Below are 25,807 nucleotides of genomic sequence, written 5' to 3' on the forward strand. Positions count from 1 at the left end.
AATGGCTAGTCCTCGTTCGCCTTGAAGCGTCCCATCCCTTTCAGCACGAAGGGTGCCAGCAGCGCGATGAACGCCAGCGCAAGCAGCGTCGCCGAGATCGGGCTCTGGAGCAACGTCATGGGATCGCCGAGACTGATCGCGAGCGCGCGACGCAGCTGGCTCTCGGCGATCGGGCCGAGGATCAGGCCGACCACGACGGGCGCGATCGGAAAATCGAACCGCCGCATCAGAAAGCCGAGCACGCCGAAGCCGGCCAGCATCGACAGTTCGACCACCGACGGCTTTGCGGCGATGGTGCCCATGGTCGCGAACACGAGGATGCCGGCATAGAGCCACGGCTGCGGGATCGCCAGCAGCCGCACCCACAGGCCAACCAGCGGCAGATTGAGCACCAGCAGCATGCAATTGGCGATGAACAGGCTCGCGATCAGGCCCCACACGAGGTCGGGCCGCTCGGCGAACAGCAGCGGCCCCGGGTTGAGGCCGTATTGCTGGAAGCCCGCCAGCATCATCGCGGCCGTCGCCGAGGTCGGCAATCCCAGCGTCAAGAGCGGCACCAGCGTGCCGGCAGCCGAAGCGTTGTTGGCGGCCTCCGGTCCTGCGACACCTTCGATCGCGCCCTTGCCGAATTCTTCGGGGTATTTGGTCAGTCGCTTCTCGCAGGAATAGGACAGGAAAGTCGGGATCTCCGCGCCGCCGGCAGGCAGCGCACCGATTGGGAAGCCGAACATGGTGCCGCGCAACCACGGCTTCCACGATCGCTTCCAGTCTTCCTTGGTCATCCACAGCGAGCCGCGCACCGGCTCGAGCTTCTCTTCGGTGTGGTGGCGGCGCGATGCGACGTAGAGCGCCTCGCCCACCGCGAACAGGCCGACCGCGAGCGTCGTCACCTCGACGCCGTCGAGCAGCTCGGGCACCCCGAACGCAAGCCGCGCCTGACCGGTCAGCTTGTCTATACCGACGAGACCTAATGTCAGACCAATAAATAGGCTGGTCAGGCCGCGGATCGGAGAATCGCCGAAGGTCGCCGACACCGTGACGAAGGCGACGCACATCAGCGCGAAATAATCCTCCGGACCAAAGCGCACGGCGAAATCGACCAACCACGGCGCGAGAAAGGCAAGCCCGATGGTGGCAATGGTGCCCGCGACGAAGGAGCCGATCGCGGAGGTCGCGAGCGCCGGTCCGCCGCGGCCGGCCTTGGCCATCTTGTTGCCTTCGAGCGCCGTCGCCATCGAGGCGCTCTCGCCGGGCGTGTTGATCAAGATGGCCGTAGTCGATCCGCCATACATGCCGCCGTAATAGATGCCGGCAAACATGATCAGCGAACCGCCGGGATCGAGCTTGTACGTCACCGGCAGCAGCAGCGCGACCGTCAACGCCGGGCCGATGCCGGGCAGCACGCCCACGGCCGTGCCAAGGAACACGCCGATCAGGGCGTAGAGGAGATTCATCGGCTGGACGGCGACCGCCATGCCGTGGGCCAGCGCCGCGAAAGTTTCCATCACAGCAGTCGCTCCAGGGGGCCGGCCGGAAGGCTCAACGTCAACAGGCGGTCGAACGCGAGGTAAATGAGGGTCGACATCACGAGGGCGATGGCGGAATCGACGAGGACAGCCCGGCGCCCAAATGCCGCCGAGGTCGTGACGAACAGCGCCGACGTCGCCAGGATGAACCCGCCGCCGAAGCCGATGATGCCGATCAGCAGCGCAAGGCCGGCGAGGATGAAGACCACAGGCACGGGATCGGCGCTTTCGCGCTCTGGCAGATTGCCGCGCAGCGCGTCAACGAGATTGCCGATCGCGAGCAGCGCGAGGCCGGAGGCGATCACGACCGGCATGGCTTCCGGCCCCATCCCGTACATCGCGGTCGATTGCAGGCCGTGCGCATCCCAGACCAGCACCGCGGCAAGACCTGCGAGCAGCGCGGCGATGACGACGCCGGCGCGATCGATGCGCCGCGGTGGCTGGACGGGATCGCCTGTGGTCATGACTTGACCAGGCCGACTGATCTCAGCACGTCCGTCACACGCACCGTTTCTTTCTTCAGGAAATCGGCGAAGGCGTCACCGCCGAGATAGGCATCCTCCCAGCCCTTCTGCTTGAGGATGTCTTTCCAGGCGTCCGACTTCACCATCTTCTCGACCGCGTCGCTGAGCGTCTTGCGCTGCTCCGGCGTGATTCCGGGAGGCGCGACCACCGAGCGCCAGTTGGCGATCACGAGGTCGATGCCCTGCTCCTTGAAGGTCGGGATGTCGCTGCCTGGAATGCGCTTCTCCGAGGTCACGCCGATCGCGCGCAGCTTGCCCGACTTGATCTGCCCATCATATTCGCTGAGGCCGGAAATGCCGGCAGTGACCTTCGCGCCGAGAATGGCGGCGAGCGACTCGCCGCCGCCCGAGAACGGGATGTAGTTGATCTTCTTCGCGTCGGCGCCGACGGCACCAGCGAACAATGCCGCCATCACGTGATCGACGCCGCCGGCCGAGCCGCCGGCGAAGGTCACCTTGGCGATGTCGGCCTTCACCGCGGCGGCCAGATCCTGCGCGGTCTTGATCGGCGAATTGGCCGGCACCACGATCACCTGGAATTCCTCGGTGAGGCGCGCGATCGGCGTCACCTGCTCGAGCGTGACGGGTGATTTGTTCATGGCGAGCGCGCCCACCATGACGAAGCCGTTGACCATCAGCTGGTTGCCGTCGCCCTTGGCGCCGTTGACGAACTGCGCGATGCCGACACTGCCGCCTGCGCCGGGAACGTTGGTGACCTGCACGCTGCGTGCGACGCCGGCAGCGACCAGCGCCTGCTGCATCGAGCGCGCGGTCTGGTCCCAACCACCGCCCGGCGCCGCAGGTGCCATCAGCTTGAGCTCGAGCTGCTGGGCAAAGGCCGGCGTGGCTGCCGCAAGGGTCAGCGCGACGGCTGCGCCGACGAGGCGCGCGGGAAGTTGAAACATGGGACGTCTCCGGGCTCATGCGGACGTTTGCCGCATCGTGTCGTTTGGTCGCATATCAGCCAAAACGGCCGACACTGTCCAGTGACATACTCCCGGTTTCCGATTAGCGGGGCGTCGGAATTGCCCCGCCGAGCGCTGCCGTCAGTTCGGCGGCAACATCACGGACGATTTGCCCGATTTCCGGTAACCGCTGATCGGTCAGCCGGCTGGTCATGCCGGACACCGAAATCGCAGCAAGCGGCTCGGCGCAGGCGTTGTAGACCACCGCTGCAACGCAGCGCAGGCCCATGCAGGCCTCTTCATCATCCAGCGCGTAGCCTTGCTTGCGGATCTTTTCGAGCTCCTTGAACAGGTCGCTCGGCCGCACGATCGACTTCTCGGTCAGGCGTGGCATGCCGTGATGGCGGATGACGGCGCCGACGTCCTCGTCGGAATAGGTCGCGAGCACCGCCTTGCCGACGCCGGAGGTCACCATCGGAACGCGGCCGCCGACTTGGGTCAGCGAGCGCATGATCTCGCGGCTCTCCATCCGGGTCAGCACGATGATGAACTCGTCGTCGACCACGGCGAGATTGGCGGTCTCGCGGGTAAGATCACGCAGCTTGCGCAAGTAAGGAATGGCCTGGGCACTGAAATTGCGCCGCCGCGCAAAGCTCGCGCCCACCGTGAAGCTGCGCACGCCGACATGCCATTTGGATTCGGCGCGGTCGAACTGCACGAAGCGGCGGCTTTCCAGCGTCGCCAGCAGGCGATGCACGGTCGAGGCCGAGAGCCCGGTGCGGACGGCGAGATCGCTGAGGCGATAGCCTTCGTCGTCTTCGGACAATGTCTCGAGGATCGACAGCGCGCGATCGACGGACTGCACGCCGCCGTCGCGCGCGTCGTGATCGGCCGCCGATGGCGATCGGGGCTCGATCGATTTGCGCCGGATCACGTTCCTGCCCATCGCGACCTGACTGTTCTCACCTCTCCCCGCGCGCGGGGAGAGGTGAAGCGGCATCGTCGGCTCAGAGCAGCCCTGCTCCGCGCGCCCATTTGTACTTGGCACCGAGGACCTCGACCGGCAGTTCGGTCGAGTAGGCATAGGCCGGAATGCCGTTCTGGTAGAGATATTCGGCGGCTTCCTCAACCTCGACGTCGCCGGCGAGCGAGGCGACGATCGGCTTCACGAAGCCCTTGGCCTCCATCTCCTTCTTCACCTCGACCATGTTGCGGGCGAACACCATCGGCGGCGTGACGATGGTGTGCCAGTAGCCGAGGATCAGCGAGTGGATGCGCTCGTCCGTCAGGCCGAGTTTTACGGTGTTGACGTAGGTGATCGGCGGCTCACCGCCGGTGATGTCCACGGGATTTCCGGCCGCGCCAAACGGCGGGATGAACTTGCGGAAGGCCGCATCCAGATCCGGCGGCATCGACATCAGCGACAAGCCGTTGTCGACGCAGGAGTCCGACAACAGCACGCCCGAACCGCCTGCACCGGTAATGATCAGCACGTTCTCGCCCTTCGGCGTCGGCAGCACCGGCACGCCGCGCGCGAATTCGAGCAGCTGCCGTAAGCTACGGGCGCGGATCACGCCGGACTGGGCCAGGACATCCTCGTAGATCTTGTCGTTGCCGGCGAGCGCGCCGGTGTGCGACGAGGCCGCCTTGGCACCGGCGGAGGTGCGGCCGGCCTTGAGCACGATGACCGGTTTTTTCTTGGAGACGCGTTTTGCGGCTTCCGCAAAGGCGCGGCCGTCCTTGAGGTCTTCGCAGTGCTGCGCGATCAGGTTCGTGTTCGGATCCTGCTCGAAGAAGGCGAGCAGATCGTCCTCGTCGATGTCGGACTTGTTGCCGAGGCCGACGATCGCCGACACGCCCATCTTGGCCGAACGGGAGAAGCCGATGATGGCCATGCCGATGCCGCCCGATTGCGAAGACAGTGCCGCGTGGCCCTTGACATCATAGGCGGTGCAGAAGGTCGCGCAGAGGTTGGCAGGCGTATAATAGAAGCCGTAGATGTTCGGTCCCATCAGGCGGATGTCGTACTTCTTGCCGACTTCGACGATCTCGGCCTGGAGCTCCGGCGCGCCGGCTTCCGCGAAGCCCGACGGAATCAGAACCGCGCCGGGAATTTTCTTCTCGCCGCATTCGGTGAGCGCCGCGGCCACGAACTTCGCGGGAATTGCGAACACCGCGGTGTCGATCACGCCGGGCACGTCCTTGACGCTCTTATACGCCTTGTAGCCGAGGATCTCGGCGGCCTTGGGATGAATCGGGTAGATGTCGCCCTTGTAGCCGCCGTTGATGAGGTTCTTCATCACGGAATTGCCGATCTTGCCGTCTTCGGCTGAAGCGCCGACCACTGCAACCGCCTTCGGCTGCATGATGCGGCTCATGGCCGCGACGATCTCTTCGGTCGGGCGCGGCTTCGGCTTGGGCACGTAAGCGAAGTCGACGACGATGCGGACGTCGGCCGCGATGGCGTCCTTGGCCGTCGCGAACACCGGGTTGAGATCGAGCTCGACGATCTCGGGGAAATCCGTGACGAGCTGCGAGACCTTGACGATGACATCCGCAAGCGCGGTGCGGTTCACCGGCTCGCCACCGCGAACGCCCTTCAAAATCTCATGCGCCTGGATGCCGTCGAGCATCGACAGCGCATCTTGCTTGGTCGCGGGCGCGAGGCGGAAGGTTATGTCCTTCAGAACTTCGACCAGCACGCCGCCGAGGCCGAAGGCAACCAGCTTGCCGAACGAGGCGTCGGTGATCGACCCCACGATCACTTCGGTGCCGCCGGCCAGCATCTGCTGCACCTGGACACCCTCGATCTTGGCATCGGACTTGTACTTCCTGGCGTTGGAGAGAATCGTCTCGTAGGCCTTCTCGGCGTCTTCGGCCGTCTTGAGGCCGACGATGACACCGCCGGCTTCGGTCTTGTGGAGAATGTCCGGCGAGACGATCTTCATCACCACCGGAAACCCCATCGAGGCGGCCATTTTGCCGGCCTCGCCGGCCGACTTCGCCACACCCTCCTTCGGCACCGCAATGCCGTAGGCGTCGCAGACCAGCTTGCCTTCCGGCGCGGTCAGGCTGGTGCGCTTGTCCGCCTTGACCTGGTCAAGCACCTTGCGGACGGCATCTTTGGAATTGGACATGTGGCTCTCCCTTGACCTTGGTTCTTGCGTTCTCAAAGCGCGCGCGCGTTGCGGCTGCCCGTGATGCTTTCCATTCGCCGCGCTCTGTTCCATGTCGCGGAACGGAGTGGCATAAAGCCGAGATTACTCCGCCGGCTTGGATCAAAAATGGCTGGCGATGGCATTTGGTATGCCAGAAGCCAACTTGTCAAGCTGCAGCGCACCTTAGAACGCTGCAAAAAATAGGCAGCTTGACATTCTGGTATTTGGTATGCCAAAAACTTTCCCGTTAATAATCCTGTAAAAGACGACTCCCACTGGAGGAGATTCGTCGTGTCACTGCGGAAACCAACCAAGGCGTTGCCGAACATGGCCGAGGCAGATATCGCAATCGTTCGTATTGCCCCGGAGTCGAGCTTCAAGAACAAGGCGTATGACGCCTTGAAGGAAGCCATCCTCAAGATGGACATCTACTCGACGCCCGAACCCGTCATGCTCGACGAGCGCGCGTTGTCCGAGCGCCTCGGCGTGAGCCGCACGCCGATCCGCGAAGCCATCGCGATGCTAGAGCAAGACGGTTTCGTGAAGACGGTTCCTCGCCGCGGCATCATGGTGGTCCGAAGGACCAAGAGCGAGATCGTCGACATGATCCGCGCCTGGGCGGCGCTGGAGAGCATGGCGGCTCGCCTCATCACCGCCACAGCGCGCAAGAAAGACATCACGGCGCTGCGCGACTACTTCAAGGAATTTGGCAAGGATCGCCTGCCCGAGGATCACGTCGAGGAATATTCGCGCGCCAACATCGCCTTCCACCAGGCGCTGATCTCGCTGTCGGAATCACCGGTGCTGGTCGATCTCACCAACGACTTGCTGCTGCATGTGCGTGGCTATCGGCAATTGACCATCGGACGCAAGGACCGCACCGCGACGTCGCTTCCCGAGCATCTCGGCATGATCGAAGCCCTGGAGGCGCGCGATACCGAGCTCGCCGAGAAGCGCGCCCGCGATCACACCCTTGGCCTTGCCGCTTACGTCGAAGCGCATGGTCAGGAACTCTTCTAGCCGGCAACGTTCACCAAAGGGCGAGGCATCGCCCCCAAAAGCCTGAAACGGCATCTTGAGACCAGGGAGACAAGGCCCATGCTGAATACCGCGACCAAGTCCGAAGCACCGGGCACCGAGCAGGAATTGACGGATGGTTTTCATCTCGTCATTGACGCGCTCAAGCTGAACGGCATCAACACCATCTATAATGTGCCGGGCATCCCGATCACGGATTTGGGCCGCATGGCGCAGGCGGCCGGTATTCGCATGATTTCGTTCCGCCACGAGCAGAACGCCGGTTATGCGGCGGGCATCGCCGGCTACCTCACCAAGAAGCCCGGCATCTGCCTCACCGTCTCCGCGCCCGGCTTCCTCAACGGTCTCACCGCGCTCGCCCACGCCACCACCAACTGCTACCCGATGATCCTGATCTCGGGCTCCTCCGAGCGCGAGATCGTCGACCTCCAGCAGGGCGACTATGAAGAGATGGACCAGCTCGCGATCGCCAAGCCGCTGTGCAAGGCAGCCTACCGTGTGCTGCACGCCCAGGACATCGGCATTGGTCTTGCCCGTGCCATCCGTGCTGCCGTCTCCGGCCGTCCGGGCGGCGTCTATCTCGACCTGCCGGCAAAGCTGTTCGGCCAGGTGATGAACGCCGATGCCGGCCAGAAGTCGCTGGTCAAGGTAATCGACGCGGCTCCCGCGCAGATCCCCTCGCCCGCTTCGATCAAGCGCGCGCTTGATGTTTTGAAGAGCGCAAAGCGCCCTCTCATCATCCTCGGCAAGGGCGCGGCCTACGCGCAGGCCGACGAGGAGATCAAAACCTTCGTCGAGAAGAGCGGTATCCCCTTCCTGCCGATGAGCATGGCCAAGGGTCTCCTCTCAGACACCCATCCGCAGTGCGCAGGCGCTGCCCGCTCGACGGTGCTGAAGGAATCCGACGTCGTCCTGCTGATCGGCGCCCGGCTGAACTGGCTGCTCTCGCACGGCAAGGGCAAGAACTGGGGCGAAGCGCCCAAGAAGTTCATCCAGGTCGACATCGAACCGCGCGAGATGGACTCCAACGTCGAGATCGTCGCGCCCGTCGTCGGCGACATCGGCTCGGTCGTCTCCGCCTTCAACCAGGCGATGGCTTCGGGCTGGACCGCCCCGCCTGCCGAATGGACCAAGGCGATTTCGACCAAGCGCGAAGAGAACGTCGCCAAGATGGCGCCGAAGCTCATGAACAACAAATCGCCGATGGACTATCACGGCGCGCTCGGCGTGCTGAAAAACGTCATCAAGGATCATCCCGAGGCGATCCTCGTCAACGAGGGCGCCAACACGCTCGACCTCGCCCGCGGCGTCATCGACATGTATCGCCCACGCAAGCGTCTCGACGTCGGCACCTGGGGCGTGATGGGCATTGGCATGGGCCAGGCGATCGCGGCTGCTCTCGAGACCGGCCATCCCGTGCTCGCGGTCGAAGGCGACTCGGCCTTCGGCTTCTCCGGCATGGAGGTCGAGACCATCTGCCGCTACAATTTGCCGATCTGCGTCGTCATCTTCAACAATGACGGCATCTATCGCGGCACCGACGTCAACGGCGCCAACGCCGATCCGGCGACGACGGTGTTCGTCAAGGGCGCCCGCTACGACAAGATGATGGAAGCCTTCGGCGGCGTCGGCGTCAATGCCACCTCACCGGACGAGCTCAAGCGCGCCGTCAACGAGGCCATGGCTTCGGGCAAGCCGACGCTCATCAACGCCGTGATCGATCCGGCCGCCGGTTCCGAGAGCGGCCGCATCGGCAACCTCAATCCGCAGAGCGTTCTGCAGAAGAAGAAGTAAGCATCCCCGTCAACCCACAAGGTCCCTGCGGGTGCAGGGGTAGATCAGAGTACGGAGCAACACGATGACAAAAGCGCTCGAGGGCGTTCGCATTCTCGACTTCACCCACGTCCAGTCCGGGCCGACCTGCACGCAGTTGCTCGCATGGTTCGGCGCCGACGTGATCAAGGTGGAGCGCCCGGGCGTGGGTGACATCACCCGCGGCCAGCTGCAGGACATCCCGAATGTGGACAGCCTGTATTTCACCATGCTCAACCACAACAAGCGCTCGATCACGCTCGACACCAAGAACCCCAAGGGCAAGGAAGTCCTCACCGAGCTCATCAAGAAGTGCGACGTGTTGGTCGAGAATTTCGGCCCCGGCGTGCTCGACCGCATGGGCTTCCCCTGGGAGAAGATCCAGGCGATCAACCCGAAGATGATCGTCGCCTCTATTAAGGGCTTTGGTCCCGGACCATACGAGGACTGCAAGGTTTATGAGAACGTCGCCCAGTGCACCGGCGGCGCCGCCTCCACCACCGGCTTCCGCGACGGCTTGCCCCTCGTGACCGGCGCGCAGATCGGCGACAGCGGCACCGGTCTGCATCTGGCGCTCGGCATCGTCACCGCACTCTATCAGCGCACCCATTCCGGCAAGGGCCAGCGCGTCACCGCCGCGATGCAGGACGGCGTGCTCAATCTCGCGCGCGTCAAGCTGCGCGACCAGCAGCGCCTCGCCCATGGTCCGCTCAAGGAATACAGCCAGTTCGGCGAAGGCATTCCGTTCGGCGATGCCGTGCCGCGTGCCGGCAACGATTCCGGCGGCGGCCAGCCCGGCCGCATCCTGAAGTGCAAGGGCTGGGAGACCGATCCCAACGCCTATATCTACTTCATCACCCAGGCCCCGGTCTGGGAGAAGATCTGCGACGTGATCGGTGAGCCCTCCTGGAAGACCGATCCGAACTACGCCAAGCCGGCCGTCCGCCTGCCGCGCCTGAATGAGATCTTCGGCCGCATCGAACAATGGACGATGACGAAGACGAAGTTCGAGGCGATGGAAATCCTCAACAAGGACGACATTCCCTGCGGCCCGATCCTGTCGATGAAGGAGATCGCCGAGGACCAGTCGCTGCGCGCGACCGGCACCGTGGTCGAGGTCGACCACCCCACCCGCGGCAAGTACATCTCCGTCGGCAACCCGATCAAGCTGTCGGACTCCCCGAGCGAGGTGGAGCGATCCCCGCTGCTCGGCGAGCACACCGACGAGATCCTGCGCACCGTGCTGGGCTTCTCGGACCATCAGGTCGCCGATATCCACAAGTCCGGCGCGCTCGATCCGCCGCAGAAGCAGGCCGCCGAATAAGCGGGCTTATCTCACGACGCGAAAGGCCGCCGGCTTCGGCGGCCTTTTTGTTGGCGCGCAAAGGCTGCATCGCACGATCGGCGCGCTTGCCGCGCCGCCAAGGCTGGATTAAAGATTGGTTCGCGAGGAACAGATGCGGTGGCCGGCCGTTGCTCCCTCGACCGGTGTGCTCCCGGAAATGCGAGCATGCCGGAAATGCCAGCATGCCATCTCCACGGCGAGTGCAGCACGCCTCGCAAAGACCCTGCCCCACGCTGAAGAACTGGTCGCCTTCGCTTCCGAGGATGGCAAGTCGGCCTTTCAGTTCGGGCACGGGTGGCGTCGCGTCCGGCACTCGCCAGGACCACGCTCGTTGATCAAATTGAGGGCTTAAATGTCGAAAGATCAATCCTCTGATCGCGCCAAGCGTGAAGCCAACAAGGCGTTCAAGCCTGCGACAACGCAGAAGCCGATCAATGACTATGCGAAGGACCAGAACTCCTTCAACGAGAATCGCGAACGGCTGAAAGCGGAGCGATTGGCCCGGGAGGCGAAGCCGGGAAGCGGCTCCGAATAGGCACGACGATCCCAGACTCCGACCGCGAATTCCGCTAAAGGCGGGGCGCCGAAATCCGCCTGGTCTACAGCATCGAGAGCACGACGATTCCGTCTTCGACTGCACCAGAAGCGAGCTGCGCCCGCGCCATGCGCTCGAACTCGGTCCGGTTCTTGCGAAGATAACTGAAAGCCTGCTTCTGCGTCAGGAACGTCGTCGCAAGACGGCACATCTGTCGTCCCGCGCCAAGCGCGAGAAAGAAGGTGATGGTGCCACCGCCATCCGACTTTATTCTAGGCACGACCCGCACTCTTTGGCATGTGATCGGCCCTCTCCAAATTGTCCTCGGCGCAATGGAAGCCAGTTATGGCGTCACCTTCTTCTTGCGCTTCGTCGGGACGGGCGGCGGCAGCGACGCCTGAAGGGCGGCGTCTGCCGCTTCCTTGGCCTGGCGCAGCTCTCGAAGCCGCGCCATGTTCTTGCGAACATCGACGGCTTGCTTTCCAACGTCCACCATCGCCCGCGCGCCTTCCTCAGCGGCCAAACGCTGACGGTTAGAACGCGCGATGCTTTCGGGTGACGGTTCGGCCGGTCTCTTGGCGCTCATTATTCACCCTGCTCTGCAACGGACAAAAACCCGCTCAATCCTGGGATCGAGCGGGTGGCATGGCCGTTTCAGTACATCCGTGAAACGGCACCAAGGCTTAGGCCAGCGAGAGATTCTCAGCGCTGACCTTGCCCCGCATCTTGTCGGTCTTGAGTTCGAAGTTGACCTTTTGGCCTTCAGCGAGACCTGCAAGACCAGCCCGCTCGACCGCGCTGATGTGAACGAACACATCGTTGCCGCCGTCGTTCGGCTGAATGAATCCAAAGCCCTTCTGGCCGTTAAACCACTTTACAGTACCTGTCGTCATTTTCTTCTCCAAAGCGCATACGCGCAGGTTCCGCGTGATCGTCACGCAGAACAAATTCTATTCGTCGATGTCTATGGAAAAGGAGCCCGCGGGCGCATTCAACAAGGCACAGCGGCTGAACGAACAGCCTCAACGTATACCTCATCCTCGCCATTTGCAAGGCTTGACGGAATTTAACGGCTCGGGAGCCCGGCGGTAGGTGCAGGACGCGCGCTATTCAGCGCTCATCTTTCGCCCCCCGGCGAGCTGCTCTCGAAGGCTGCCGAGCGCCCCATGCGTGGATCCATCAAAAAAAATCGAGACGCCGCGTCGGATCGGCAGCATCTCCTTCGTCATCTGGACATGAACGGGCAGTAGACGCCCACGTCGAGCCCGGCGATTCATGAGGAAGAATGATCATGCCCAGCACTGTCCGCCTGCACCGCGTTCTCACGACCAGCCCGGAGAAAGTCTATCGCGCCTTCCTGGAGGCGGATGCGTTGGCAAAATGGCTTCCGCCGAATGGCTTCACCTGCACCGTCCATCATTTCGAGCCGAAGGTCAGGGGCACGTTCAAGATGTCGTTCCGTAACTTCACGACGGGCAACAGCCACGCCTTCGGCGGCGAATATCTCGAGCTCGTCCCCGGCGAACGTCTCCGTTACACCGACAGGTTCGACGACCCCAATCTGCCGGGAGAGATCCAGGTCACCGTGATCCTGAAGAAAGTATCCGTAGGCACCGAGCTGGATATCACGCAGGCCGGCATCCCCGACGTCATCCCGCCGGAGGCTTGTTATCTCGGCTGGCAGGAATCGCTGCGCAATCTGGCGAAGCTCGTCGAGCCTGAGATCAAGCAATAGCGATCGGACGCGACTTAGGGGCGGCCGCGTGACCGTAGGCTACGCGCCCGCCCTCGACTGGAGCCCGCCGCTTGCGGTCCAGCGGTCCGGGTCCGGGCTGTGTCCGATCAAAGCAAGGCCGTACGCAATCGACTCGAACTGATCGCCCGACATCAGCCGTTCGTTGCCGAACCGCTCGGCGAACAGTTTTCGAACGGCCGGCACGAAAGACGTGCCGCCGGTCAAAAACACCTTCTCGACCTCGCGCGCGGTGATGCCGGCTTCGCCCAGCACCTTGTCGACGATGGCCCCGAGCCTCGCGATGTCGTCGGCAATCCAGGCTTCGAAATTCTTCCGCGTGATAGTCGAGCCGATATCGACCCCGCCTCCTTTGAAGCGGAACTCCACCTGATCCTGGGCCGACAGCGCGACCTTGGCGTCGGACACCGCGCGGTACAGCGCAAAGCCGAGGTCGAGATCGACGATGGTGATGAAATCCTCGAGCAGAGCCGGCTTCACCGCGGTGCGCGCAAGCTCCCGGAGTTCGCGCAGGTCGCCGTTGCTCTTCATCATCGCGAGCTGATGCCAGCGCGCGAGATTAGTGTAGTGGCCGGTGGGGATCGGCAGCACCTTGTCGAACGAGCGGAAGCTCGAGCCCTTGCCCAGCCGCGGCGAGACGACGTGATCGACGATACGGTAGTCGAAGGTGTCGCCCGCAATCCCGATGCCGGCATGGCCGAGCGGCTCGGCGCGCAAGGCGCCGCCGGCACGCGAGAACCGCATCACCGAGAAATCGCTGGTGCCGCCACCGAAATCCGCGACCAGCACGGTCGCATCGCGCTCCAGCCGGCGGGCGAAGGAGAACGCCGCGCCCACGGGTTCGTAGACATAGCGGGCGTGGCCGGCGCCGAGGCGCTCGAACGCGGCCCGGTAGCGCTGCATCGCCAGCGCTTCGTCGGGATTGCCCCCGGCGAAGCGGACGGGGCGACCGACTGTAATGGTGGACGTCTCGAAGCCGAATTTATCGCCGCCATGCCGCGCCAGCGTCCGCAGGAACGCCGCCAAAATATCCTCGAACTTGTAGCGCTGCCGGAACACCTGGGTGGTGTTGAAGCTGGAGCTTGCGGCAAAGGTCTTGAACGACTGGAGGAAGCGGTAGACATGGCGTCCTTCCAGGAACTGCTCGATCGCCCACGGGCCGCCTTCAGCCTGGGCGCCGGCTCCCGGCCGGTCCTCCCAGAAGCACAGCGCTGACACGAAGACGCTGTGGCGCTGCTCACCATGGTCGAAGCGGATGGCCTCGACCCGGCGGTCGTCCGCCGCAAGGGCCACGACCGTGTTGCTGGTCCCAAAATCGATGCCGATCGAGACGGCGGGCGAGGCGCTCGACATGAACCACTCTGACAGATGATTGGAGGGGGCAGACCACTAACGGCTTCATGTGCCGCTGCCAAGGCTCCGTTTTTGGATATCGACGGTCAAATGGTTCAGTTTCGGCCGGCTTTGGGCATATCCCGCTCAAATCGGCCCATTTGACTGATTATTATGCTGCAATGCGAAGAGCTAAATGCTGCTATGCAATGGCATGCATAGACATTGGCATCTGGTATACATAAATTCCCTTTCGAAATGAGACAGCACTACTGACCGTCTCGAGAAAGGGATTTCCGATGTCCAAGACCGCTTCCGTCGCTCTCGCGCCCTCCTCCACGCTGTTCGCCCGCCTGATGGCAACGATCGACCGCCTCCTGATGGCGAGCGCCGAGATCTCGAATCACAACGGCGACCTGCCGCGCTTTGGCCTGTAGGCCGGACAGCCGCCCGCGCCTGCGCGCGCAGCGGGAGACGGTTTTAGATCAGTCCGCATACTACTTTTGATGAATGGCCCCGGATCACGGGGCCATTTCTACTTGTGCTGTCCTGAGTCACAGCCGCAACCGGGCAAGGTCCTGCGGCATTTGCGCACGGTGACCGGACCAGCGCTTGAAGCTTGGCATAATGCATACAAGAATGCCGTTCCAGCGCTCGCAGAAAAATGAGAGGCGCCACGGGAGGCTTTATGACGGACATGGTGCAAGCAACCGCCCCGACAGCCGCGCGCGTTAGCGACACGTATCGCTGGACGCAATTGGCAGTTGGCGTCGCGGCGATGGTAATGATCGCCAATTATCAATACGGCTGGACGTTCTTCGTCCCCGACATCCAGAAGAAGTTCGGCTGGGATCGTGCGTCGATCCAATGGGCCTTTACGCTGTTCGTGCTGTTCGAGACCTGGCTCGTGCCGATCGAAGGATGGTTCGTCGACAAATACGGTCCGCGCATCGTGGTGCTGGTCGGCGGCGTGCTCTGTGCCGCCGGCTGGGCGATCAACGCGGAGGCGACCACGCTCAACGGCTACTATCTCGGCATGATCATCGCAGGCATCGGCGCCGGCGGCGTCTACGGCACCTGCGTCGGTAACGCGCTGAAGTGGTTTCCGGACAAGCGCGGTCTTGCCGCGGGCATCACGGCCGCTGGTTTCGGTGCGGGCTCCGCGCTGACCGTCGCGCCGATCCAGGCCATGATCAAGGACAGCGGTTTCCAGACCACCTTCCTTTATTTCGGCCTCGGACAAGGCATTATCATCTGCATCCTCGCCTTCTTCCTGCTCGCGCCGAAAGCAGGTCAGGTGCCGAACGCGGTCGTGAACGCCAATCTGCAGCAGACCCGGCGCAACTACCAGCCGACCGAGGTGCTGCGTCAGCCGATCTTCTGGCTGATGTACTTCATGTTCGTGATTGTCGGCGCTGGCGGCCTGATGGTGACGGCGAACCTGAAGCCGATCGCGGCGGACTGGAAGATCGACAACGTGCCGGTCACGCTGATGGCGGTGACGATGACCGCGGTGACCTTCGCGGCCACGATCGACCGCGTGCTCAACGGCCTGACGCGTCCGTTCTTCGGCTGGATCTCCGACATGATCGGCCGCGAGAACACGATGTTCATCGCCTTCGGCATGGAAGGTATCGGCATCTGGATGCTCTACCTCTGGGGCCACGATCCGCTCTGGTTCGTGCTGCTCTCGGGCTTCGTGTTCTTCGCTTGGGGTGAGATCTACTCGCTGTTCCCCTCGACCTGCACCGACACGTTCGGCGCCAAGTTCGCGACCACCAATGCCGGCCTGCTCTACACCGCGAAGGGTACGGCCGCGCTGCTGGTCCCGATCGGCAACTACATGCAGCAGTCGTCGGGCAGTTGGGACAACGTGTTTATCATCGCAGCCGGCGCCAACATCCTGGCCTCGGCGCTGGCGATCGCGGTGCTCAAGCCCTGGCGCAAGGTCGTGGTCGCGCAATCGACCGTCTGACGCGCTCCAAAAGCGCTTCTCGCGCAAAACGCCCGGCCTCGCGGCCGGGCGTTTTCGTTGTGCGCGACGTTTTCGTGAACCCGCCGTCCCTAAAGGAACTCCGCAAATTTTCAGGCGCGCGCCAAGATAGGGCTTGCAATCTGGAATATGGTATACCAAGGTCGCCACCGCGCTTGCGACGATAAGCCACAATATTGCGACATCAGGTCATCTTGCGACCGGTGTCGAACCAGACAGGCGCTTGGGAGGTTCTTGATGATTTCCAGCACCGATGGCGCTGTCACGGCCGCGCCTCTCCGCACAGGTTTCCGCTGGCTCCAGCTGGTCATGGGCATCGTCTGCATGGCGATGATCGCCAACCTGCAATATGGCTGGACCCTGTTCGTCGATCCGATCGATCACGCGCACCATTGGGGACGCGCCGCGATCCAGCTCGCCTTCACCATCTTCGTCGTCACCGAAACCTGGCTGGTGCCGATCGAGGCCTGGTTCGTCGACAAATACGGCCCGCGCATCGTCATCATGTTCGGCGGCGTCATGATCGCGCTGTCGTGGATTCTCAACTCCTATGCCGATAGCCTCACCTTGCTCTACGCGGCCGCGATCATCGGCGGCATGGGCGCGGGCGCCGTGTACGGCACCTGCGTCGGCAACGCGCTGAAATGGTTTCCCGATCGCCGGGGCCTTGCCGCCGGTGCGACTGCCGCCGGCTTCGGCGCAGGCGCTGCACTCACCGTCGTGCCGATCGCAGCCATGATCGCAACGAGCGGCTATCAGCACGCGTTCCTCACCTTCGGCATCGGCCAGGGCGTGATCGTCTTCGTGCTCGCCTTCTTCATTCAGCCGCCGCGGATCTCGATCCCGCCGAAGAAGAAGCAGCTCAATCTGCCGCAGACCAAGATCGACTTCACCCCGCCCCAGGTGCTGCGCACCCCTATTTTCTGGGTCATGTATCTCGTGTTCGTCATGGTCGCCTCCGGCGGCCTGATGACCGCGGCGCAGATCGCCCCGATCGCACACGACTTCAAGATCGCCGACACGCCGGTCACGCTCGCCGGATTCCAGATGGCGGCATTGACGTTCGCGATCTCGCTCGACCGCATCTTCGACGGTTTCGGACGGCCGTTCTTCGGCTTCGTCTCCGACACGATCGGCCGCGAGCACACCATGTTCATCGCCTTCGGCACCGCCGCGCTGATGCTGCTGACGCTGTCGGCCTATGGCCACGTCCCTGTCGTCTTCGTGCTCGCCACCGCGGTCTATTTCGGCGTGTTCGGCGAGATCTACTCGCTGTTCCCAGCGACCTGCGGCGACACCTTCGGCTCGAAGTTCGCAACCACCAACAACGGCATGCTCTACACGGCGAAGGGGACCGCGTCCCTGCTCGTTCCGCTCGCCAGCGTGATCTCGGCCACGTATGGCTGGAAGGCCGTGTTCGTGGTCGCAGTCGCGCTGAACGCGACGGCGGCCCTGACGGCGCTGTTCGTGATCAAGCCGATGCGCCGCTCCTTCATCCTCGGCAAGGAAGCCGAGAGCGCCAACGCCGCGACGGGGAACGCCAAGACCGAGACGGCATAACGAACACTCCTTGCACGGTGAGACAGGGGGCGCAGCGATGCGCCTCTTTCTTTTTGGCTCACGGCAAACGTCAGCATTGTTGCCTCAAGATTTTTCGGAACAGCCAAATCGAGTGCTTGACGATTGGCATTATGTATACCACACTTGCCGCATCATTCACCCAGGGAGGTTGCAATGCTGGTCGGAGACATTCTGCGCAAGAAGACACCGCGCGTTGTCACGGTGCGAATGAACGAAACGGTGGGTATCGCCGCCAAGCTGATGCGCGCCAACAATATCAGCGCACTTGTGGTGAAGGACGTGGTCCGCTCCGAGGGTAACACCGCGGTCGGCATGTTCACCGAGCGCGACGTCGTGCGCGCCGTCGCCGAGCACGGCGCCAATGCCGTCAACGTCAAGGTTTCGCAGCTCGTCTCGGTGCAGCAGCTCGTATCCTGCACCTCAAACGACACGATCGAGCACGTCCGCCATCTGATGAACCGGAATCACATCCGGCACCTGCCTGTCATCGACGATTACAGCCTCGTCTCGGTCATCAGCATGCGTGACATCGCCTCCTTCGTGGACGAAGCGATCAACGGCACGCCGCAAGCAGCTTAAAGCGTCTCACTTCCCCTGCGACTACCGTCCCCGGCTCGGACCTTCCGAGCCGGACCGGATCTTTCGTCCCGAAATCCGGCTTCCGCTGCTTCGCGAGGATTCCATGAAGATCTGCATCTACGGCGCCGGCGCAATCGGCGGATATCTCGGGGTTCAGCTCGCGCGCGCGGGCGCCGACGTCAGCCTCGTCGCACGCGGCGCGCACCTTGCCGCGATGCGCGAGCGCGGCCTGACGTTGCTCGCGGGCGAGGAGAAGCACACCGTGCATCCGCGCTGCACCGACGATCCCGCCGAGCTCGGTGTGCAGGACTACATCATCATCACGCTGAAGGCGCACTCGATCACCGGCGTGATCGAGACAATGCAGCCGCTGCTCGGACCCCACACCCGCATCGTCACCGCCGTCAACGGCATCCCCTATTGGTACTTCTACAAGCACGGCGGCCAATACGAGAATTCGACGCTGGAGAGCATCGACCCCGGCGGACGGCAGTGGCGCGAAATTGGCGCCGAGCGCGCCATCGGTTGCATCGTCTATCCCGCCACCGAGATCGAGGCGCCCGGCGTGATCCGTCACGTCTACGGCAACAACTTTCCGCTCGGCGAGCCCTCCGGCGAGATCACCCCGGACGTGCAACGCCTCGCCGATCTCTTCGTCGCAGCCGGGCTGAAGGCGCCGGTGCTCGACCGCATCCGCGACGAGATCTGGCTCAAGCTGTGGGGCAATGTCTGCTTCAACCCGATCAGCGCACTCACCCATGCAACGCTCGACGTGATCTGCACCGATCCGGCCACTCGCGCGCTGTCGCGCGCGATCATGATGGAGACGCAAGGCATCGCCGAAACGTTCGGCGTCAAATTCCGCGTCGACGTCGAGCGCCGCATCGAAGGTGCGCGCAAGGTCGGCGCGCACAAGACCTCGATGCTCCAGGATCTCGAGCGCTGCCGCCCGATGGAGATCGACCCGCTCGTCACCGTCGTGCAGGAGATGGGCCGCCTCACCGGCGTCGCCACCCCCGCCCTCGATTCAGTGCTGGCGATGGTGACCCAGCGCGCCCGCATTGCCGGTCTCTACGACGGCATCCCGACCCCATCGGATCCGCGCGCACTGGCGGTGGCGTGATGGCTGGCGAGATCAAACAATGGCTCCGCTTCCGGAATAGCGGTGCGACCGGCTTCGGCACGCTAACGTCGTCGGGTATCAGCGTCCATGAGGGCGAGATGTTTGGCCGCCATGCAGCCACCGGCAAGACGCTGGCGCTGTCGGAGGTCGAACTGCTCGCGCCCTGCGTGCCCAGCAAGATCGTCGCGCTCTGGAACAATTTTCATGCACTCGCGGCCAGGCTCAACCAGCCCGAGCCACCGGAGCCGCTCTACCTCCTGAAGGCCACCACCAGCATTACGACGCCAGGCGCGGTGATCCGCCGTCCCTCTTATTACGATGGCAAGACCACGTATGAAGGCGAGCTCGGCATCGTCATCGGCAAGACCTGTGCCCGGGTGTCGCCGGCGGAAGCGGACAGCTTCATCTTCGGCTACACCTGCGTCAACGACATCACCGCCAACGACATCCTGACCAGCGACCCGACCTTCCCGCAATGGGCACGGGCCAAAGGCATCGACGATTACGGCCCGTTCGGCCCCGTCATCGCGACCGGTCTCGATCCGGTCAGGCTGGTGGTCCGCACCATCCTCAACGGTGCGGAGCGACAGAACTATCCGATATCGGACATGATCTTCACCGCGCAGGAGCTGGTCAGCAGGATCTCCCACGACATGACCCTGCTCCCCGGCGACCTCATTGCCGTCGGCACCTCGGTCGGCGTCGGCGTGATGAAAGAGCCGGTGAACATTGTGACCGTCGCGATCGACGGCATCGGCGAGCTGACCAACGAGTTTCGGCTGTAGCTTCTCTCTCCGTCATGGCCGGGCTTGTCCCGGCCATCCACGTTCTGTTGGCGCGGAGGCGCGTGGATGCCTGGGACAAGCCCGGGCATGACCAGCGCGCTGAACGTCTGCCCCCAACACGGGAAACGCGCCTCTCCCCCTCCACCGATCGGCTGACGCATTCAGCCGTGGATCGTGAGGCCGGACCTATCCAGCAAGCTCCCGCCGCCCTTGATCTCGGTTCCGCTCTCCAATAGCAATTATGGCGATAATGTGCCGGCGTGAGGAAGTCACGATGTGGCTGTTTTTCCTGGTTGCCTGGTTTGTTCTGCTCACTGCCATCGCGATCTTCGCCCAGCAGGCGCTCGGTTACGATGTCGGCCACCTGCCTGCCTGGTTCGGAGGCCTGCCCGTCCCGCAGCGTGTTGCGACCGGCGCGATCCTGGCCTTGGCGTTGGCACTGATCGGCGCCTCCGCCTGGCGGCTCTCGCGCCAGGACCGGCGCCTCGACACATTGCGCGACCGCCTCAAGAAGACCCGCGAGGACGTGGTCGTCGCCCACGCCCTGCAGAACCACCTCGACGCCACCGTCCAGCACCTGATCGAGAGCGATCCCCGGGAGGCCGTTTCCGCCCTGCACGACAAGCTGGGCGAGACCGAGCAGCGCGCCCTGCTGCAGCGGGGCCGCAACGAATCCACCGACATGCACGACCAGCTCGCCGAAATCCGCCGCCGCCAGCAGGAATTGCGCGATATGGTCGGCAAGATCGCCGAGCAGCGCCGCGCGGTCGAGCCGGTTTTCACTGAGATCCGCGACCGCCAGAACCAGCTCGAACGCTCGCTGCACGACCTCGAGACCGACGACCGCAAGAACAACCTCGCCGACCGGCTCAAGGACATCGCGGGCGACGTATCGACGCTGCTGTCCCGGGTCGGCGCGGTCCAGGACACCTTTGCGACCCTGAACCAGTACAAGGACGATCTAGCGAAGTCCCACGCTGAGCTGGTGCCGCTGCGCGCGTCGGACGCTGGCCTCAATGCGTTGATCGGCGAGCTGAGCCTCAGCCATGAGCGCCTCGCCAAGAGCGTCGACGAGCTCGAAACCGGCGGCGAAGCACCGCTCGGCGCCCGCGTCGAGACGCTGTCGAAGAACAAGATCGAGATCGAGCAGCGCCTGGCCCGCATCGACGACAGCTTCCACATCCTGAAAGGCATCGGGCTCGACTTCGAAGAGCTCGGCGAGCGCCGGGCCCAGCTCGAACGCTCGCTCGCCCGTGTCGAGATCGACGCCGAGGGCAAGACGCTTGCCGACCGCCAGAATGCGTTGAACGATTTTGTTCTCCAGTCGCGCCAGCGCCTCGGTGCGTTACAGGAAACGCTGGCGACGCTGAACGCCTTCAAGACAGAGCTGTCGAAGTCGCAGGCTGACCTCGTCCCGCTGAAGGCGCCCGTGTTCGGAATCGAGGCCATGATCGCGGACGTCGGCACGACGCACGACCTCCTCGCCAAAACCGTCGGCGAGATCGAGGCAAACGGCGACGTCACCCTCGCCTCGCGCGTCGACGCGCTGACCAAGAGCAAACGCGAGGTCGAAGACCGCCTCGCCCGCATCTTCGACAGTTTCAACGCGCTCGACGGTTTGCGAAAAGACATCGGCGGCATCTTCTCGACGATCAGGAACAGCCTGAACCGGATCGGGTGAGGCCGAGTCGCGTAGGCTGGGCAGAGCGCGCCGAAACATTCAGACACATCACATCTCCGCGCGGCCGGCAGATGCCGCCAACATGTCGCGCCGATGCCGCACTGTGGACGCATTCGGCCGCCCTTCTGTGAGGCGTGTCTGGGGGCACGGCGGTGCCGTGTTTGGACCAAACCTTCTAGGGGTATGACTGTGAAGAAGATTGTATTTGTCGTGGGTACTACGCTTGCTCTGGTAACGGTCGCGAATGCCGCGGATCTGCCGCGCCGGCAGCCCGTTCCCGTCTATTCGGAGCAGGCGCCGATCGGCAAGATGCCGATTGGCAAGAGCCCGGTTGGAAAGGCCCCGATCGGCAAGGCGCCCGGCCCCGTCGCAGCGCGCTACTGACGCGTTAGCGAAATACCCGCAGAAGCAAGCGTAGACTCTGCGTGAGTGGCCGACAGTCGAGGGGCACAGCGTGACGAACAAACCTGATCGATCGGGACCCTGCATCCTTGCGGGATTCGCGCTCGCGGCCATGCTCGCGTGTACGACACCTTCGGCCTCGGCCCACGAAGCGAACAAGCGCGTTGCTGACGCAAACGCGCTTGCCACGACCGACACCGTATCACGGCCGGCGCCATCGACCCGGCGCCCGGTCGCGCGCGCGGAAAAAGGTCCGTACTACGTCGATTTCCGCGCCCGCACGGCGGCGAGCTGGGGCCACGCCTTCGTCTGGTACGGCAAGACCAGCGAGCGCGCCGTCGAAGTGGCAGGGCTCACGCCCGCCGGCGACACCTGGGCCTATGTGCTTGGTCACCTCACCTGGGTGCCGGCGGAGACCGGCGCGAGCTACGGCGATCTCGACCCGGAGTATCTGACCGCGAACTACCGCGTATATCTGAACGAAGCCGACGCCAAGCGCGTGTTTGCCTATATCAAGAAATTGCAGGCGAGCTCGCCGGTCTGGAACGCCGAGACCACCAATTGCACCGGCTTCATCGGCGACATCGCCGAGTACATGGGATTGAAGGTCCCCTACCGCTGGCAGCGCCCCGAAAACTTCGTCAACAGCCTCAAGGAAATGAACGGCGGCCGCCAGATGGTGCGGCTGTCGACGGAATAGCCCGGCAGGGTTCGCCCGTCGGGCAAAACAGCCGCACAAATTTCGCGCGCCGCCTGTCAATCCCCGTCTGCCAAAATATTCCACTTTACCGAAATTCGGATTTGGCGCACCTACGACACACCCTGACCCGGGACAAGGGGCGGATCGCGATCGTCACGGACCGCGGGTGGGGCAGCGATGGACGCGACGGCGTCGGGCGCGGCGAGCCTTGCAGGGCGGGAAACCGTGAGCACAGGCTTTCGCGCCTACGACACGGCGCCGACAGCGTCTTCGCATGGCTTCGGGTGCGAGCACACGCCAGCTCCCGAAGACCCAGCGAGGACGTGCGCGGACGGCGAAGTCGTGTGGTCCTGACGCCCGGGGTCTGTGCGTCAAGTCCTGTGGTGATGCGTGCTGCCCGACCGGGCGCTTGCATCAGCCATCTGCGGGGCGACGGGGGCAATAGTGCATCGCTCCCCGGGGAGAGCACGAAGTAAGCCGTAAACCACCGCGCAGGGAAGGCCGGGCGATTGGCTGACCTGTGGTCCACCCCGTGTGCATTCTTCTGGCGCACGGACTTGCGGGTGCCAGCCGGCGCCCGGCCTTCCCTGCGCCCTTCTCACGACGAGGGCGATGCGATCAGGCAAAGCTCGGGCGAAATGCGCCGCGAGGATGCGAAGATGCGTCTGCTGTTTGCAAGTCGGATCGAGATTGATCGGAAGATTGTGCGTCCGTGCCCCGGACGCAGCGCAGCATCCCCCGGCAGAGCGAAGCATCGTCCGGTTCGACCGTGCGCTGCAGAGCCGGCGCCCATCTTTCAGAGCGCTCGCTGGGCATGGGTCGCGGCTCTGCGCGGCAACGCGAAGAGGCGTTGCAGCGCGTCCGGGACACGAGCCCGCGTCAATTATCCGCCTCACGGAATCCCCCCACTCCCCGCATGATCGCCCCGCCTCCACCGCACGCCCTCGCAATAGACTTTTCCCGACCCGGGCGGCATCCTGCCGGCATCGACCGATAAAAGAGCGCCACGCAAGCGGGGAAACAGATCATGCTGCAGACACGGTTCACCAAGCTCGTCGGAGTCGAGCACCCGATCGTCCAGGGCGGCATGCAGTGGGTCGGGCGCGCCGAGCTGGTCGCCGCCGTCGCCAATGCCGGCGCGCTCGGCTTCATCACGGCGCTGACCCAGCCGACACCGGAGGACCTCAGGAAGGAGATCGCCCGCTGCCGCGATCTCACCGACAAGCCGTTTGGCGTCAACCTCACCATCCTGCCCGCAATCAAGCCGCCGCCTTATGCCGAATATCGCGCCGCCATCATCGAGAGCGGCATCAAGGTGGTCGAAACCGCCGGCAACAAGCCGCAGGAGCATGTCGACGAGTTCAAGAAGCACGGCGTCAAGGTCGTGCACAAATGCACTAGCGTCCGTCACGGGCTCTCGGCCGAGCGCATGGGCGTCGACGCCATCTCGATCGACGGGTTCGAATGCGCCGGCCATCCCGGCGAGGACGACACCCCCGGCCTGATCCTAATCCCGGCCGCCGCCAACAAGATCAAGATCCCGATGATCGCCTCCGGCGGCTTTGCCGACGCCCGCGGCCTCGTCGCCGCACTGGCGCTCGGCGCCGAAGGCATCAACATGGGCACCCGCTTCATGGCGACCAAAGAGAGCCCCATTCATCAGCTCATCAAGGAGAAGATCGTGGCCAATGACGAGCGCGAAACCGAGCTGATCTTCCGCACCATGCGCAACACCTCCCGCGTCGCCAGGAACGAGCTCGACCAAGGTCGTAGCGATGGAGAAGGAAGGCGCCAAGTTCGAGGACATCCGCGAACTCGTCGCGGGCGCCCGCGGCAAGATGGTCTACGCGACCGGCAACTCGGACGAAGGCATCTGGTCGGCGGGCCAGGTCCAGGGCCTGATCCAGGACATCCCGACCTGCGCGGAACTGATCTCCCGCATCGTGCGCGAAGCGGAGGCCATCATCCGCAGCCGGCTCGAAGGCATGATCGTTCATCCGACAGCGCAGGCTGCTGAATAATCACTGCAAGAAGCGAGAGCAATTCATGAAGGCTTATGTCTACGGCCCTGGTGGCGCTACGATTTCCGACGTCGCTCAACCAAAGCCTGAAGGCACGCAGGTGCTGGTCCGGGTCCGCGCCTGTGGCCTCAATCGCGCCGACACCGGCATGCGCAAGGGCCACGCCCATGGCGCGGCCGGCGGCGCCGGCACCGTGCTCGGCATGGAATGGGCCGGCGAGGTCGCCGCGCTCGGACCGGATGCCAAGGGCCTCAAGGTCGGCGACCGCATCATGGGCTCGGGCGGCGCGGCGTTTGCCGAATACACGCTGGCCGATCACGGCCGGCTTTTCCACGCGCCCTCGAACATGAACTTCGAGGAAGCCGCCACCCTGCCCGTCGCACTCGCGACCATGCACAACGCCGTCGTCACCATCGGCGGCGTGCAGCCCGGGCAAGCCGTGCTGATCCAGGGCGCAAGCTCCGGCGTCGGCCTGATGGCGATGCAGATTGCGAAGCTCAAGGGCGCCAGGCTCGTGATCGGCTCCTCGACCGATGCTTATCGCCGCAGCCGGCTGAAGGAGTATGGCGCCGATCTTGCGGTCGACTCCTCTGACCCCTCATGGGTCGACGAGGTGCTGAAGGCGACGAACGGCGAAGGTGTCGACCTCATCGTCGACCAGGTCTCGGGCAAGGTCGCGAACCAGAACCTCGCGGCGACCAAGGTCAAGGGTTGCATCGTCAATGTCGGCCGGCTCGGCGGCACCCATGCCGATTTCAACTTCGACCTGCACGCGGCCCGCCGCATCGATTATGTCGGCGTCACCTTCCGCACCCGCACCGTCGCGGAGGTCCGTGAGATTTTTGAGGAGGTCCGCAAGGACATCTGGGGCGCCGTCGAGTCGCGAAAGCTGCAGCTGCCGATCGACAAGGTGTTTGCCTTCGACGACATCGACAAGGCCTTCGAGCACATGGAGGCCAACAAGCACCTGGGGAAGATCGTCGTGACGGTGTAGTGGCCGCGACGACCAGAGAG

The 25,807-nt window shown here is 63.8% G+C and carries 24 protein-coding genes and 1 pseudogene; 16 read left to right on the top strand and 9 right to left on the bottom strand.

The window, feature by feature from the left end; genetic code table 11:
• Positions 1-5 precede the first annotated feature (5 nt).
• From IVB36_RS33470 to IVB36_RS33490, 5 genes are all read right to left on the bottom strand, one after another.
• Positions 6-1,505 carry a tripartite tricarboxylate transporter permease gene (locus tag IVB36_RS33470; protein ID WP_018458588.1) on the bottom strand — a complete coding sequence of 500 codons (1,500 nt, stop codon included), beginning with the start codon at positions 1,503-1,505 and terminating at the stop codon, positions 6-8.
• Positions 1,505-1,990, bottom strand: coding sequence for a tripartite tricarboxylate transporter TctB family protein (locus IVB36_RS33475; protein ID WP_018458587.1), 486 nt, complete (start codon positions 1,988-1,990; stop codon positions 1,505-1,507). Before IVB36_RS33475 ends, IVB36_RS33470 begins: the two co-directional genes overlap by 1 nt.
• Positions 1,987-2,955: a tripartite tricarboxylate transporter substrate-binding protein gene (locus IVB36_RS33480; RefSeq protein WP_247394476.1), complete on the bottom strand. Its 969-nt coding sequence runs from the start codon at positions 2,953-2,955 to the stop codon at positions 1,987-1,989. The genes IVB36_RS33475 and IVB36_RS33480 overlap by 4 nt, the downstream gene beginning before the upstream one ends.
• A gap of 103 nt (positions 2,956-3,058) precedes the next feature.
• Positions 3,059-3,901 (bottom strand): IclR family transcriptional regulator, encoded by an 843-nt coding sequence (locus IVB36_RS33485; RefSeq protein WP_018458585.1) that lies wholly within the window; start codon positions 3,899-3,901, stop codon positions 3,059-3,061.
• A gap of 61 nt (positions 3,902-3,962) precedes the next feature.
• Positions 3,963-6,092, bottom strand: a complete 2,130-nt coding sequence (locus tag IVB36_RS33490; RefSeq protein ID WP_018458584.1) for an acetate--CoA ligase family protein — start codon at positions 6,090-6,092, stop codon at positions 3,963-3,965.
• 348 nt (positions 6,093-6,440) lie between these two features.
• Here IVB36_RS33490 and IVB36_RS33495 point away from each other — a divergent pair, with 348 nt between their 5' ends.
• The 4 genes from IVB36_RS33495 (at position 6,441) to IVB36_RS33510 (ending at position 10,843) form a co-directional block, all read left to right on the top strand.
• The gene (locus tag IVB36_RS33495; protein WP_162496371.1) at positions 6,441-7,133 is read left to right on the top strand and encodes a GntR family transcriptional regulator; all 693 of its coding nucleotides are present in this window, start codon (positions 6,441-6,443) and stop codon (positions 7,131-7,133) included.
• Between the two features lie 78 nt (positions 7,134-7,211).
• Positions 7,212-8,945 carry an oxalyl-CoA decarboxylase gene (gene oxc / locus IVB36_RS33500; RefSeq protein WP_007608367.1) on the top strand — a complete coding sequence of 578 codons (1,734 nt, stop codon included), beginning with the start codon at positions 7,212-7,214 and terminating at the stop codon, positions 8,943-8,945.
• Positions 8,946-9,009: 64 nt separating this feature from the next.
• Positions 9,010-10,287 carry a formyl-CoA transferase gene (gene frc / locus IVB36_RS33505; RefSeq protein ID WP_018458582.1) on the top strand — a complete coding sequence of 426 codons (1,278 nt, stop codon included), beginning with the start codon at positions 9,010-9,012 and terminating at the stop codon, positions 10,285-10,287.
• A 373-nt stretch (positions 10,288-10,660) separates the two neighbouring features.
• Positions 10,661-10,843, top strand: a complete 183-nt coding sequence (locus IVB36_RS33510; protein WP_007608360.1) for a hypothetical protein — start codon at positions 10,661-10,663, stop codon at positions 10,841-10,843.
• A gap of 64 nt (positions 10,844-10,907) precedes the next feature.
• Here the strand turns inward: IVB36_RS33510 and IVB36_RS33515 are convergent, their stop codons facing one another.
• From IVB36_RS33515 to IVB36_RS33525, 3 genes are all read right to left on the bottom strand, one after another.
• Positions 10,908-11,132: a hypothetical protein gene (locus IVB36_RS33515; protein WP_026233616.1), complete on the bottom strand. Its 225-nt coding sequence runs from the start codon at positions 11,130-11,132 to the stop codon at positions 10,908-10,910.
• Between the two features lie 54 nt (positions 11,133-11,186).
• A complete protein-coding gene (locus IVB36_RS33520) occupies positions 11,187-11,429 on the bottom strand; it encodes a hypothetical protein (RefSeq protein WP_026233615.1) in 243 nt (80 codons plus the stop codon).
• Between the two features lie 97 nt (positions 11,430-11,526).
• Positions 11,527-11,736: a cold-shock protein gene (locus tag IVB36_RS33525; protein WP_007593324.1), complete on the bottom strand. Its 210-nt coding sequence runs from the start codon at positions 11,734-11,736 to the stop codon at positions 11,527-11,529.
• 398 nt (positions 11,737-12,134) lie between these two features.
• On the opposite strand from IVB36_RS33525, the gene IVB36_RS33530 reads away from it, so the two are divergent.
• Entirely contained in the window at positions 12,135-12,578 is a 444-nt protein-coding gene (locus IVB36_RS33530; RefSeq protein WP_026233614.1) for an SRPBCC family protein, read from the top strand.
• Between the two features lie 39 nt (positions 12,579-12,617).
• Here the strand turns inward: IVB36_RS33530 and IVB36_RS33535 are convergent, their stop codons facing one another.
• Complete coding sequence (locus tag IVB36_RS33535) at positions 12,618-13,949, bottom strand: Hsp70 family protein (protein WP_247394479.1); 1,332 nt, start codon at positions 13,947-13,949, stop codon at positions 12,618-12,620.
• A 278-nt stretch (positions 13,950-14,227) separates the two neighbouring features.
• On the opposite strand from IVB36_RS33535, the gene IVB36_RS33540 reads away from it, so the two are divergent.
• The 11 genes and pseudogenes from IVB36_RS33540 (at position 14,228) to IVB36_RS33590 (ending at position 25,787) form a co-directional block, all read left to right on the top strand.
• Positions 14,228-14,365, top strand: coding sequence for a hypothetical protein (locus IVB36_RS33540; RefSeq protein WP_018458576.1), 138 nt, complete (start codon positions 14,228-14,230; stop codon positions 14,363-14,365).
• Between the two features lie 251 nt (positions 14,366-14,616).
• Positions 14,617-15,903: an oxalate/formate MFS antiporter gene (gene oxlT / locus IVB36_RS33545; protein ID WP_026233613.1), complete on the top strand. Its 1,287-nt coding sequence runs from the start codon at positions 14,617-14,619 to the stop codon at positions 15,901-15,903.
• Between the two features lie 255 nt (positions 15,904-16,158).
• A complete protein-coding gene (gene oxlT, locus IVB36_RS33550) occupies positions 16,159-17,481 on the top strand; it encodes an oxalate/formate MFS antiporter (RefSeq protein WP_018458574.1) in 1,323 nt (440 codons plus the stop codon).
• 174 nt (positions 17,482-17,655) lie between these two features.
• Complete coding sequence (locus IVB36_RS33555) at positions 17,656-18,081, top strand: CBS domain-containing protein (protein WP_018458573.1); 426 nt, start codon at positions 17,656-17,658, stop codon at positions 18,079-18,081.
• Between the two features lie 103 nt (positions 18,082-18,184).
• Positions 18,185-19,204 (top strand): 2-dehydropantoate 2-reductase, encoded by a 1,020-nt coding sequence (locus tag IVB36_RS33560; protein ID WP_247394482.1) that lies wholly within the window; start codon positions 18,185-18,187, stop codon positions 19,202-19,204.
• Complete coding sequence (locus IVB36_RS33565; protein WP_204510720.1) at positions 19,204-19,989, top strand: fumarylacetoacetate hydrolase family protein; 786 nt, start codon at positions 19,204-19,206, stop codon at positions 19,987-19,989. Before IVB36_RS33560 ends, IVB36_RS33565 begins: the two co-directional genes overlap by 1 nt.
• Before the next feature lie 274 nt (positions 19,990-20,263).
• Entirely contained in the window at positions 20,264-21,670 is a 1,407-nt protein-coding gene (locus tag IVB36_RS33570; protein ID WP_085385855.1) for a hypothetical protein, read from the top strand.
• A 183-nt stretch (positions 21,671-21,853) separates the two neighbouring features.
• A complete protein-coding gene (locus tag IVB36_RS33575) occupies positions 21,854-22,054 on the top strand; it encodes a hypothetical protein (RefSeq protein ID WP_247394484.1) in 201 nt (66 codons plus the stop codon).
• A gap of 70 nt (positions 22,055-22,124) precedes the next feature.
• On the top strand, positions 22,125-22,772 hold the full coding sequence (locus IVB36_RS33580; protein WP_085352311.1) for a hypothetical protein: 648 nt from the start codon (positions 22,125-22,127) through the stop codon (positions 22,770-22,772).
• A gap of 1,027 nt (positions 22,773-23,799) precedes the next feature.
• Positions 23,800-24,793, top strand: a pseudogene (locus IVB36_RS33585) (nitronate monooxygenase family protein).
• A gap of 25 nt (positions 24,794-24,818) precedes the next feature.
• The gene (locus IVB36_RS33590) at positions 24,819-25,787 is read left to right on the top strand and encodes a zinc-binding dehydrogenase (RefSeq protein WP_018458567.1); all 969 of its coding nucleotides are present in this window, start codon (positions 24,819-24,821) and stop codon (positions 25,785-25,787) included.
• The last annotated feature ends 20 nt before the right edge of the window (positions 25,788-25,807 follow it).

Origin of the sequence: Bradyrhizobium sp. 35, assembly GCF_023073215.1 — a bacterium.
GTDB classification, from domain to species: domain Bacteria; phylum Pseudomonadota; class Alphaproteobacteria; order Rhizobiales; family Xanthobacteraceae; genus Bradyrhizobium; species Bradyrhizobium canariense_D.